The sequence below is a fragment of the Tolumonas lignilytica genome (assembly GCF_000527035.1).
In the GTDB taxonomy this organism is placed as follows: Bacteria; Pseudomonadota; Gammaproteobacteria; order Enterobacterales; family Aeromonadaceae; genus Tolumonas; species Tolumonas lignilytica.
In genome coordinates, this window is the sequence record NZ_AZUK01000001.1 from 1,795,344 (window position 1) to 1,807,500 (window position 12,157).

Here is a 12,157-nt window from a genome sequence, read left to right on the forward strand (position 1 = left end):
CGCTTGATTAGTCAGTGAATACTGAGCGGATAAACTGAAGAAGTATAACCCCGTAAACGGCGGGAATATAGGCAAATTCCACCCAAGGAGTGAGAATGGAGCGACATTGTGCCTGGATCATGACAGATCCCGATTATATTGCGTATCACGACCAGCATTGGGGACGTCCGGAATATGATGATCGGAAGTTGTTCGCCATGCTGTGTCTCGAAGGGCAACAGGCGGGATTATCCTGGTTGACGATTCTGAAACGCATGCCGGATTATCATCTGTTGTTTGCCGATTTTGATCCGGTGGCACTGGCTGCATTTGATGATGAACAGGTTGAGGCGTTGCTGACTGATCCACGTATCATCCGCAATCGTTTAAAGGTGCAGGCCATTATTCAGAATGCCCGGGCTTATCTTGCGTTGCAGCAACAGGATATTTCCTTTGCACAATGGATTTGGCAGTTTGTTGACGGTCAACCCATCATCAATCGCTGGCAGCAACGTTCCGACGTTCCGACATCCACCCCTCAGGCGGAGGCAATGTCGAAGGCGTTGAAAAAAGCGGGGTTTAAGTTTGTCGGGCCGACCATCTGTTATGCTTATATGCAGGCGGTAGGCATGGTGAACGATCATCTGATTGACTGCCCGTGGCATAGTTTATGTAAACATTCGCTGTCCTGATTTTCATAGGTGATGTATGTCGGAAAACTTACCCTTCCATCCGAAATTACCGTTGCATGCTCCTAAGGCGCTGGTGCCCATGGAGCCTGTGCTGGCCATGCAGTTGGATGGTAATGGGCGCTATCATAAATTATCTGCCGGTGGTTCGGTGCCGACAGAGCGTTGCTGGCTACACCTCGATTATTCCACCGATAGTGCCAAAGAGTGGCTGGGACATACCCCTTTGCTTCCTGACGTCGTGCGCCAGTCGCTGATGGGCGGTAGTAACCGGCCTAAATTGGTTAAAATCAATAATGGCTTGTTGCTGACACTGCGTGGAATTAATCACAACGAAGGTCAACGGCCAGATCAGATGGTGGCAATCCGCTTTTTTATAACCGATCAGCTGATTGTTTCTACCCGGCATCGCCGTGTTTATGCGGTTGAACAGATCGTCAGAAATTTGCGGCAAGGTTTGGGGCCGCGTTCTACCTCCGAGTGGCTGGTTGATGTGTGTGAAAATCTGGCGGAGCAGAGCGGTGATTTTATTGATGAGGTGATGGATAAGATTGTCCGTCTGGAAGATGAGATTCTGGAGCAACGCATATCATCACGCCGGGAACTGGTTGAAATCCGCCGTCAACTGATTGTGTTGCGTCGCTACCTGGCCCCACAGCGGGATGTCTTCAGCCGTCTGGCCAATGAAAAAATCAGCTGGCTGGATAAAGAAGACCATCGTCATCTGCAGGATATTGCCGACCGTATGGGACGCTGGCTGGAAGATCTGGATGCCAGTATCGCCCGCACTTCCTTGCTGGCTGATGAAATCAACGCGATCATGACGGAGGCTATGAATCGGCGAACTTATATTATGTCATTGTTTGCTATGGTTTTTTTGCCATTATCCTTTTTTACGGGGTTACTGGGTGTCAATTTGGGCGGCATTCCAGGGAATACGTCGCCGATTGGATTTGGACTGTTCTGCATGTTCTTGCTGGCGTTCGCCGGCGGCATTATGGCGTGGCTCCGGCTCCGAAAATGGGTGTAGTGAGGCCATATTTTCATTTCTTTATGCTTTTTTTGGATAATTAAAGCGAATCAATTTAGTTCTGTTTATGGTGTTCTTCCGGCAACTTTAGCGTAAAAGGCTGTTACGGAGTTTGTCATGAAAAAATCAGTACTATTTGCTCTGGGTGTATTAACGTTATCGGTCATGTCGGGTTTGCAGGCCGCAGAAGTGAAATTACTGAATGTGTCCTATGATCCAACGCGGGAGCTTTATCAGGATTACAACCAGTATTTCTCAGATTACTGGCAACACAAGCAAGGCGATAAGGTCGATGTCAGCCAATCCCATGGCGGTTCCGGCAAGCAGGCGCGGGCGGTTATTGAAGGGCTGGATGCAGACGTCATCACGCTGGCTTTGGCACAGGATATCAATAAGGTAGCCCAGCAGGGGCTGGTGGCGGAAAACTGGGAAGCCCGGTTACCCAATCATGCGACGCCTTTTACTTCCACCATTGTTTTTCTGGTGCGTAAAGGCAATCCGAAACAGATCAAGGACTGGGACGATCTGACTCGGCCCGATGTCGAGGTGGTGACGCCGAATCCCAAAACATCCGGTGGTGCGCGCTGGAACTATCTGGCCGCCTGGGGTTATGCACTGCATAAAACCGGCAGCGAGCAGGGGGCTCGTGATTTCATTAGCAAACTTTATCATAACGTCAAGGTACTGGATTCCGGTGCGCGTGCAGCAACGACCAGCTTTGTGGAACGTGATTTGGGGGATGTGTTGATTGCCTGGGAAAACGAAGCCTATCTGGTGCTAAATGAATTGGGCAAAGATAAATTTGAACTGATCACTCCTTCGGAGTCCATTCTGGCTGAACCGCCGGTATCAGTCGTCGATAAAGTGGCAAAAAAGCATGGTACAGAGGCGGTTGCAACAGCGTATGTTTCACAGCTTTACTCCGATGAAGCGCAACGTATAGCTGGAAAACATTTTTATCGGCCAAGTAATCCGGTGATTGCCAAAGAATTTGCCCAGCAATTTAAGCCAGTAAAACTGTTTACTATCCGTGAATTAGAAGGTAGCTGGGCAAAAGCACAGCAGAAGCATTTTGCTAATGGCGGCACTTTTGATCAGCTGTATGCTCCAGGTCAATAAATTTCCCGGCTGAGTTATCTGTCGCTAATGAGAGTTTCTGTAATGAACAATATCCTGCTCGTTCCCGGTTTGTATGATAGCGGTCCGCAACATTGGCAGACGTTGTGGCATCAACACCACCCACATTGGTTGCGGATCGCACAATCAGATTGGACAACACCAGATTTGCTGTGTTGGGCGGCTCCGGTGCTGGAATTATTGCAAAACAGTCAGACACCGCTGACTCTGGTAGCGCATTCGTTCGGTTGTCTGGCCAGTCTCTATGCTGCACGTCAAATGCCGGAAAAAGTGCATTCATTATTTTTGGTGGCGCCCGCAGACCCTGATCTATTGGGGGTACAGGAAGCCCTGATTAATCATCCGACCCCGGTTGCCGGGCGTATTATTGCCAGCAGCAATGACCCTTGGATGCCACTGGATCGGGTTTGTTTCTGGAGTCAGCGTTGGGGATTACCATTGAGTTTATTAGGGCCTCTGCGTCATATTAACACTGAATCGGGGCATGGCGCATGGCCGGATGGGTTGGCGTTACTAAATTGGCATTGCCAGCTACAAGATAAAGCGGTAAACGGTTAATCAGCCCGATTACGGCAATTTACAGCGTTTTGATGGTGTGGCTGATCCAGATGGCCACACCATTGTCTGATTTCCTTTCTCCTCGTTATGCATGAAAAATTCCGCTATATCCAAAAAATGGATATAGATTGCTTTTTTTCTTATTTGTTTTACAACCCGACAGCCTGAAGAATACGCATAAAGCGATAGTGCATACGTCGCACTGTGAGGGAGTTATTCATGCGTTTTCGATCTCGTTCGGTATTACCCGGCTTTGCTCCAACACTGGGTTTCAGTCTGCTGTATCTGAGCCTAATGGTGTTGTTACCCTTGTCAGCCCTGGTGTTGTATAGCGTGACCAGACAGGACATGAGCCATTTCTGGGCTGTGGTCAGCAGTCCGCGGGTGGTGGCCTCTTATAAGCTGAGTTTTGGTGCCTCGGCTATTGCGGCATTACTGAATACGGTATTTGGCTCGGTGATTGCGTGGATTCTGGTGCGGTATCAGTTTTTCGGCAAACGCATCATGGATGCGCTGATCGATCTGCCATTTGCAATGCCGACAGCGGTATCTGGGATTGCATTATCGGCCATCTATGCCGGAAATGGCTGGATAGGGAAATTGGTTGCCCCTTTCGGTATCAAACTGGCTTTTAACCCGGTAGGGGTAGTCATTGCGTTGATGTTTATCGGCTTGCCGTTTGTGGTGCGGACCATGCAGCCTGTGCTGAAAGAACATGAGCGCGAACTGGAAGAAGCGGCAGCCTGTCTGGGTGCCAGCCGTTGGACTACGTTTCGTCGGATTATTTTTCCTGCCATGGTTCCTGCGGCACTGACGGGTTTTGCGTTGGCATTTGCCAGAGCCGTCGGCGAGTACGGTTCGGTGATATTCATTGCTGGTAATTTGCCGATGGTGTCTGAAATCGCGCCACTGATGATTATGAGTCATTTGGAAGAATACGATTATGCCGGCGCTGCAGCGATTGCGGCGGTGATGCTGACTGTATCGTTCACGCTGTTATTGTTGATTAATCAGTTACAAGCCTGGAGTTGGCAACGCCTGGGAGGATCCCGTTAATGAATACCATTACCAATGAACCTCGTTGGGTCCGTTATTTACTGATTTTTCTGGGGGCGGGCTGGTTTATTGCACTGCTCCTGTTACCACTGGCCACCATTTTTATTCAGGCTTTCGCCAAAGGGATCGCATTCTACTGGCAGAGCCTAGTCGATACCGATGCACTGGCCGCGTTGCGCTTAACACTGTTTACCGTGATTTGCTCCGTGCCGATGAACATCCTGTTTGGTTTGACGGCTGCCTGGGCCATTGGACGCTTTCGCTTTCCCGGTCGTCAGATGCTGATCACCGTGATTGACTTGCCATTCTCTGTTTCACCAGTCATTGCTGGTCTGATGTTTGTCTTGTTGTTCGGTAATCATGGCTGGTTTGGGGAATGGCTGCAGGCGCATGATCTGAAAATTATCTTTAATACGCCGGGTATTATTATTGCCACCATGTTTATCACCGTGCCATTTGTCGTCCGCGAACTATTGCCACAAATGGAGGCGCGGGGCTCCGAAGAGGAAGAGGCGGCACAAGTTCTGGGAGCTAACGGTTGGCAGACATTCTGGCGCGTTACGCTGCCGGGAATTCGCTGGAGTTTGCTCTACGGCGTGATCCTGTGTACGGCCCGTGCCGTCGGGGAATTTGGTGCGGTTTCCGTTGTCTCCGGTCACATTCGTGGTCAGACGAATACCCTGCCATTGCATATTGAAATTTTATATAACGAATACCAGAGCAATGCAGCGTTTGCTGTGGCTTCGCTGCTGGCTTTGTTTGGTCTGTTTACCCTGTTGGCGGAAACTCTGCTAAACCGCCTGCGCCATCGTTAATTGAGGAGATGTAAGTCATGAGTATTCAGGTAGAGCATATCGAAAAACGCTTCAACCAGTTTGCCGCATTACATGACATCAACATCACCTTCCCAACTGGGGAGCTGGTGGCGCTGTTAGGTCCGTCCGGCTGTGGTAAAACCACGCTATTGCGTATTATTGCCGGTCTGGAACAAGCAGATAGCGGCCGTATCTTACTGAATGGTACCGATGCCTCTGAGATGCATGTGCGGGATCGCAATGTGGGTTTCGTGTTCCAGCATTATGCGCTGTTCCGGCATATGACCATTTTTGAGAATGTTGCCTTTGGTTTGCGGGTAAAACCGCGCAAACTACGTCCGAGCGAAAATGAAATCCAGAAAAAGGTAAAAAGTCTGCTGGATCTGGTGCAGTTAGGGCATGTGGCCGATCGCTATCCGACACAACTGTCCGGTGGTCAGCGGCAGCGAGTAGCACTGGCACGTGCACTGGCGGTTGAACCACAGGTTCTGTTGTTGGATGAACCATTCGGGGCATTGGACGCGCAAGTCCGTAAAGAGTTGCGTCGTTGGTTGCGTCGTCTGCACGATGAATTGCATGTGACCAGTCTGTTCGTCACACACGATCAGGAAGAAGCGCTGGAAGTGGCCGATCGCGTGGTATTGATGAATGCCGGTCGTATCGAGCAGTTTGCAACGCCACAAGAAGTTTATGAGCAACCTGCAACCGAATTTGTGCATCGTTTCCTGGGTACAGTCAACCTGTTCCATGGTCATCTGCAGAGTGGTCAGTTTGATATTTCAGGGTCGACACTGACCAATAATGTTTCTGGTGATACCCGCACTGACGCGAATACAATAGCCTATGTTCGTCCGCATGAGCTGGATTTGCTGCCAGCTCATATTCCACAAGGCATTCCTGCCACCGTTGTGCGTATTTTGCCTTTTGGTGCCGCCTATCGGGTAGAAGTGACCGCCAATAATGGGGTCGCGCGCACCTTGATCGAAGTGGATGTGCCGCGGGAACGCGTTGCTGTGTTACAGTTATTACCCGGACAATCTGTAAGGCTGGTCGCTCGCCAAGCGCAACTGTATCAGCCCGAAACAAAGGAACATGTGGCTTGAATTTCCAACAGCTCAAGATCATTCGCGAAGCAGCCCGCTGCCATTTCAATCTGACGGAAGTGGCCAATACCCTCTATACCTCGCAATCTGGCGTCAGCCGCCATATTAAGGAATTGGAAGATGAGCTCGGTGTCGAGCTTTTCATCCGGCGAGGTAAGCGACTGCTGGGAATGACTGAGCCGGGAAAAGCCCTGTTGACCATGGCTGAGCGGATCCTGACGGAGGCGAACAATATTCGGCGGTTGGCCGATAATTTTGCCAACAGTGATCGTGGGCGTCTGCATGTGGCAACAACACATACCCAGGCCCGCTACGCCTTGCCGGGCATCATCAAAGAATTTCGCACGCAATATCCGCAAGTGCAGTTGGTGCTGCATCAGGGCAGTCCGAGTGAAATAGTGTCGATGTTACTCAGTGGTGAAACCGATATTGGGCTGACCAGTGAGTTGATGGCTGACTATGACGAAATTGCGGCCTTTCCGTATTACAGTTGGCACCATGCCGTACTGGTGCCGCGTGGCCATCCATTGACGGAGTTACCGCAGGTCTCGTTAGAGGATTTGAGCGCCTGGCCATTGATTACCTATCAGAGTGGATTAACCGGGCGCACAAAAATTGATGCCGCGTTTGCGATGGCAGGCATTGATCCTGATATTGTATTGAGTGCTCAAGACTCGGATGTGATCAAAACCTATGTTGAATTAGGGCTGGGTGTCGGGATTTTAGCCGATATGGCGATCGACTCGGTGAAAGACAGTAATCTGGTGCGTCTGAATGCAGAACATCTGTTTCCGGCCAATACCGCCTGGTTTGGTTTGAAAAAAGGCAAGCTGCAACCGAACTTTGCGTGGCGGTTCTTGCAGATTTGCAATCCATCCCTGGCGATTAGCGATATTCAGGCGCAAGTCTTTGCAACGGGTGAGCTGCAGACGTCTCTGCATTATGAGATTTGAGCGAGTTTAACTAGTTCAGCCCTTTACGGATCAGATAACGGTAGGGGGGCTGTTGTGTTTCGCTGGCTAACAGCGTGTGATCCATAAAACGGCAGAAGCTGGGAATATCCCGTACTGTAGCCGGATCATCGGCAATCACCAGCAAGATTTCACCATCTTGCATCAGGCGTACTGTTTTACGCACCATCATGACGGGTTCAGGGCAACGCAAACCACTCGCGTCCAGAGTCTGATGAATGTTATCCGCTGAAAAGGTCATGTTTGCGCTCCTGAATCTACAACTGTGTAGAGCATAACATTAACGTTGCGCGGAAAGTATAGCGCGTGCCAACTGGTGAGCAGCCTGCTTCGCGTTACCTTTAGGATCGTTAAAATAACTGACCAGTACATCCCCAATGGCTTGTTTGACATTGCTGGAATTTGCCATGCCTTCAGCCATGCTGGGCACCAACTGTTGCTGATCTATGGCCAACTGCAACTGTTGTGCTGAATTCTGTGCACATTGGTCAAAATCAGTTAATGTCTGATTTCGTAAAACAGGAATAGAACCTTTTACCCGATTAAAGGCATGTTGAAAGTCAGATGTCATGATCATATTGACCAACTGCAACTGGGCTTGTTGCTTGGATGGGCTTTGTACATTGAACATGGCAAAAGAATCTAAATTATAACTGAATTTACCAGCTGTTCCGGGGGCGGGCAGACATAAGATATCTTTTCCGGGAACCACACTGGCAGCGGTCAGCTCACCTTTTACCCAATCGCCCATCAATTGCATGGCAGCGGAACCCTCAATTAACATATGCGTGGCCTGGTTCCATTTGGTATCACCATAGTCGTCAGCGATGTAATCCCGCAATTGATGAAATAACTCCAGCTGATGCTCCATCGTTTCACTCTGCAGAGCCGTTTGATCTAAACGGATGAATGCGCGACGATAAAAATCGCTGCCACCTTCACCGAGCACAATCGCTTCAAACAGAATACTAAGCTGCCATTGATCATCACCAATAGCGAGAGGGGTGATCCCTTCCTGCTTCAGGCGTTTGGCAATAGTTAATAGCTGAGGCCAGCTTTCAGGGGGGGAAAGATGATAGCGTTTCAATACTTTGGGATTGACCCATAACCAGTTAACCCGGTGAATACCGATAGGTACGGCAACATAATGACCTTTGTATTGCACGCTGTGTTGTACAAATTCGGGTAATACGTTATCCCAGTTACCGAGTCTTGCGGCTTCATCCAGATTACGCAAAAAACCCAATCCAGCCCATTCCTGCAATTCACTGCCTTTAAGGTGTGCCGCTTCCGGCGGTGTACCTGATAATGCCCGGCTTTTCAGCACCGTCATGGCCGATTGACCACCGCCGCCAGAAATTGCCGAGTCCTGCCATTCGTTGCCAAGGGCCTGCCAATAGCTGCGAAAGACATCAGCGGCTTTAGCTTCACCACCGGCTGTCCACCAGTGCAAAACTTCAACGGATGATGCCATAGCAGAAACAGAAACCAGTGATAGCATCAAACTGGAAACAAGATATGAACGGAGGGTCATTATCAATTCCTTGGCAGGGCAAGAATAGCCTGTAAACCACCGTGAGGCCGGTTTTCCAACACTAAATCGCCACCGTGGGCTCGTGCAATACTGCGCGCAATACCTAAACCAAGGCCATTACCGCTGCTATCCTGCGCCAGCCGGTAATAAGGTTCAAATACCTTTTCCAGCTGTTGTTCAGGTAAGCCAGGACCTTCATCGATGACGTAGAGATATAGCATGTTGGTTTTGCTGTTTTTTTCCAAATCATCCATCACAATCACGCGAGCTTGATCACCATATTTAATCGCATTGTCAATCAAATTGGCGATACAGCGTTTGAGCGCTAGCGGTTTTCCTCGGTATAAATATTTGCAATGACCCTCAATCGTTAAGTGTTGCTCCAGTAAGTTATAGTCTTCTGCCATACCGGCCAGCAACACATTAATATCAATAGCCTCAATGTTTTCATGGATATGAGTGTCTTTTACGGTCTGCAATGCACCTTTAACCATCATTTCCAGGTCATCGAGATCTTTGTTGAATTTGGCAATCTGAGAATCATCATCCAACAACTCAACCCGTAACCGTAAGCGGGTGATAGGCGTCTTAAGATCATGGGAAATTGAGCTGAATAGTTTTTCCCGATCGCTGATATAACGACGGATCCGCTGTTGCATGATATTGATGGCACGTGTTACGGCGACAACTTCACTGGCTCCCGCTTCGGGTAACGGGGGTTGGTCGATATCCTTACCCAAACTGACGGCTGCGGCAGCCAGGTGGCGCAAGGGACGGGTTTGCCAGCGAACTAAAGCAAAAGTAAACGGAAATAAAATGATGGTCAGTAAGATGATAAAACGGAACTGATGCGGAGAAACCACATTTTCATCCAGCGACATATAAGGTGCCGGAAGTAACGCGGCCAGATATAACCATTCGCCATTATCTAACTGGATCTGCGTCACCAGAATAGGCGGATTGATAGGCTCCATGAGTAAGGTATAACGCGACCAAGAAGGTGGAATGTCGGAGAGCAACGTTTGGTTGTCAAACACGTGCAGATCAGCGGGATAAGAAAAATCAGCCTTAATCTGCATACTTTGCCCGAGTTTATGCAACAGAGTTTGATTGACTTCTTTCAATACCAACTGTTTTTTGAAGCTGTTGGGAATCGCATTGAGCTTGATCTCTTGTTTATTTAAGGAAACAAAAAATCGGCTCCCTCCCATATTACGCAGTTGATCCAAAGCGATTGGGCGGTACTGTAATGGTAACGATTTAAAAAAGCTGACCGTGGCTGCAGCGGAATTAGCGAGATCTCGTGTGGCAGCCAACATGCCATCCAGTTCGCGCTTTTCCAGTTGCTGCATCCAGATACCAGAAATAAGGCTTTGTGCCAGAACAATGGCGAGTAGCAGTAACAATAACATCCGCGACAATAACGAGCGCGGATAAAATAACAGGAAAAAACGACTAACGCGGTTAATCTTCATGCTCAACATCAGCAATCAGCATATAACCACTCCCACGAATCGTTTTAATGATGCGGGGGCCTTTACCGTTATCGCCCAGTTTTTGTCGTAAACGGCTAATCTGAACATCAATGCCACGTTCCATGGGGAGGGATTCACGGCCCCGGGTCGCATCGCTGATCATGTCGCGATCTAAAATCTGCCCTGGATGCTGTAAAAACAGATGTAGCAGGATGAAATCACTCCCCGTTAAATCGATACCTGAACCATCCTCATAGGTGAGCAATTGTGTTCTGGTATCAAGCGTCCATCCGGCAAATTTCAACTTGCGGCCAGAAACCACTTCTTTTTCGGGCTGACGGAATTCGGCGCGACGTAATAACGCCTTGATTCGAGCCATCAACTCCCGAGGGCTAAAAGGCTTCGCAATATAATCATCAGCACCGAGTTCCAGACCAATCACGCGATCTGCTTCATCAGATGCGGCGGTCAGCATAATAATTGGAACCTGAGATTTGCGTCGGATCTGTTGGCAAAGGCTAAACCCATCATCACCAGGCATCATGATATCCAGAATAATGAGCTCGGGTGTTGATTGCGCCAGTTGCTGATACATTTCAACACCATCACAAGCAGTTAAGACATCAAACCCAGCCCGGGTCAGATATTCTTTTAACAACTCCCTGATCTCCTGATCATCATCTACTATCAGAATTGGTTTGCCTTTTGCCATGAATAACCTTCGTATCAACTAACGATGCAAGGATTGAACACATTATGTTGCAAAAAAGCAAGGAAACGCCAAAGAAGGTAGGGATAAATTGCCATTTGTATCTGTAACCGGTTCCAAATCGAACTGATTATTGCAAACATGACAAAATAGAAAAATTTCTGATATGAATTAGCTATAACTGAAAAGAACATTGCTGGGTGACCCAATAGATGACAAAACGAATACTGGTGCTCTATTCAACAAGAGAAGGGCAAACACGTAAAATAATAGAGGCTATATTAAATGCAGCTCCAGAATGGCAAGCCGAAGTCTATGACTTACATACTCAGCCCGTCGTAGAGCTTGCATCCTATGACAAAATACTGATTGCAGCTTCGATCCGCTATGGGCATTTCCATCCCAGTCTTAATCAATTTATTAAGCAACACCACATGGCATTAAAAGAAAAAGAGGCGGCTTTCGTTGCTGTTAACCTTGTCGCAAGAAAACCAGAAAAAAACACACCAGAAACCAACCTCTATACACGCAAATGGTTGCAACAATCACCATGGACACCACAGCATGTTGCAGTGTTCGCGGGGGCACTACGTTACTCGCGTTATAACTGGTGGCAGAAACGAATTATTCAATTCATTATGTGGATAACCGGCGGCAGTACAGATACAACCCATGATATTGAGTTCACAAATTGGGCAAACGTGCAAAAATTCGCCGAACAACTACTAAAATCATAAAAACATCAAAAAAGCGCTTGCCTAAAAAGAACGGGCCCCTATAATGCGGCCCCACTGAGACGGCAGACGCCGCAACGAGTTGAGATTCAGCACGTTAACTCAGTAAAGATTCAAGTTGCCAAGCCGTTTGTGATAAACGCCGCTTGACAACGAAGAGGGAAAGCGTATGATTCGCCTCCCTGGCCTAACAGCCACGCTCTTTAACAACATATCAAGCAATCTGTGTGGGCACTTGCGTAGATTGATTAGATTGAAAAAATTTAATCAATGATACGAAGTGTCTGTAAAGACAAGTCATTCATTGAGCCAAAACTTTAATTGAAGAGTTTGATCATGGCTCAGATTGAACGCTGGCGGCAGGCCT

Annotated in this window: 13 protein-coding genes and 1 rRNA gene (1 of these 14 running past the window's edge); 10 read left to right on the top strand and 4 right to left on the bottom strand. The window is 48.4% G+C overall.

Annotation, left to right across the window (positions count from 1 at the left end):
- The first annotated feature begins 95 nt into the window (after positions 1–95).
- The 8 genes from H027_RS0108425 to cbl all read left to right on the top strand — a co-directional run bounded on the left by H027_RS0108425 (position 96) and on the right by cbl (position 7,320).
- Positions 96–671, top strand: a complete 576-nt coding sequence (locus H027_RS0108425) for a DNA-3-methyladenine glycosylase I (RefSeq protein WP_024872023.1) — start codon at positions 96–98, stop codon at positions 669–671.
- Positions 672–687: 16 nt separating this feature from the next.
- On the top strand, positions 688–1,698 hold the full coding sequence (gene zntB / locus H027_RS0108430) for a zinc transporter ZntB (RefSeq protein WP_024872024.1): 1,011 nt from the start codon (positions 688–690) through the stop codon (positions 1,696–1,698).
- 117 nt (positions 1,699–1,815) lie between these two features.
- Complete coding sequence (locus tag H027_RS0108435) at positions 1,816–2,817, top strand: sulfate ABC transporter substrate-binding protein (RefSeq protein WP_024872025.1); 1,002 nt, start codon at positions 1,816–1,818, stop codon at positions 2,815–2,817.
- A gap of 42 nt (positions 2,818–2,859) precedes the next feature.
- Entirely contained in the window at positions 2,860–3,393 is a 534-nt protein-coding gene (locus H027_RS0108440; protein WP_024872026.1) for an RBBP9/YdeN family alpha/beta hydrolase, read from the top strand.
- A gap of 219 nt (positions 3,394–3,612) precedes the next feature.
- A complete protein-coding gene (cysT, locus tag H027_RS0108445; protein ID WP_024872027.1) occupies positions 3,613–4,449 on the top strand; it encodes a sulfate ABC transporter permease subunit CysT in 837 nt (278 codons plus the stop codon).
- Positions 4,449–5,264, top strand: a complete 816-nt coding sequence (cysW, locus tag H027_RS0108450; RefSeq protein WP_024872028.1) for a sulfate ABC transporter permease subunit CysW — start codon at positions 4,449–4,451, stop codon at positions 5,262–5,264. The genes cysT and cysW overlap by 1 nt, the downstream gene beginning before the upstream one ends.
- 17 nt (positions 5,265–5,281) lie before the next feature.
- Complete coding sequence (locus H027_RS0108455; RefSeq protein WP_024872029.1) at positions 5,282–6,367, top strand: sulfate/molybdate ABC transporter ATP-binding protein; 1,086 nt, start codon at positions 5,282–5,284, stop codon at positions 6,365–6,367.
- A complete protein-coding gene (gene cbl / locus H027_RS0108460; protein WP_024872030.1) occupies positions 6,364–7,320 on the top strand; it encodes an HTH-type transcriptional regulator Cbl in 957 nt (318 codons plus the stop codon). Before H027_RS0108455 ends, cbl begins: the two co-directional genes overlap by 4 nt.
- A gap of 10 nt (positions 7,321–7,330) precedes the next feature.
- Here cbl and tusA read toward each other — a convergent pair whose 3' ends face one another.
- Genes tusA through H027_RS0108480 form a run of 4 tightly spaced genes read right to left on the bottom strand, consistent with a single transcriptional unit; the run spans position 7,331 to position 11,059 of the window.
- A complete protein-coding gene (gene tusA, locus H027_RS0108465) occupies positions 7,331–7,579 on the bottom strand; it encodes a sulfurtransferase TusA (protein ID WP_024872031.1) in 249 nt (82 codons plus the stop codon).
- A 39-nt stretch (positions 7,580–7,618) separates the two neighbouring features.
- Entirely contained in the window at positions 7,619–8,872 is a 1,254-nt protein-coding gene (locus H027_RS0108470; RefSeq protein WP_024872032.1) for an ABC transporter substrate-binding protein, read from the bottom strand.
- A 2-nt stretch (positions 8,873–8,874) separates the two neighbouring features.
- Positions 8,875–10,347, bottom strand: a complete 1,473-nt coding sequence (locus H027_RS0108475) for an ATP-binding protein (protein WP_038149227.1) — start codon at positions 10,345–10,347, stop codon at positions 8,875–8,877.
- On the bottom strand, positions 10,337–11,059 hold the full coding sequence (locus tag H027_RS0108480) for a response regulator (RefSeq protein ID WP_024872034.1): 723 nt from the start codon (positions 11,057–11,059) through the stop codon (positions 10,337–10,339). Before H027_RS0108480 ends, H027_RS0108475 begins: the two co-directional genes overlap by 11 nt.
- A gap of 209 nt (positions 11,060–11,268) precedes the next feature.
- Between H027_RS0108480 and hemG the strand changes: the two genes are divergently transcribed.
- Both hemG and H027_RS0108490 read left to right on the top strand, forming a co-directional pair.
- The gene (gene hemG / locus H027_RS0108485) at positions 11,269–11,793 is read left to right on the top strand and encodes a menaquinone-dependent protoporphyrinogen IX dehydrogenase (RefSeq protein ID WP_024872035.1); all 525 of its coding nucleotides are present in this window, start codon (positions 11,269–11,271) and stop codon (positions 11,791–11,793) included.
- 315 nt (positions 11,794–12,108) lie between these two features.
- Positions 12,109–12,157, top strand: a 16S ribosomal RNA gene (locus H027_RS0108490) (it continues 1,495 nt past the right edge of the window).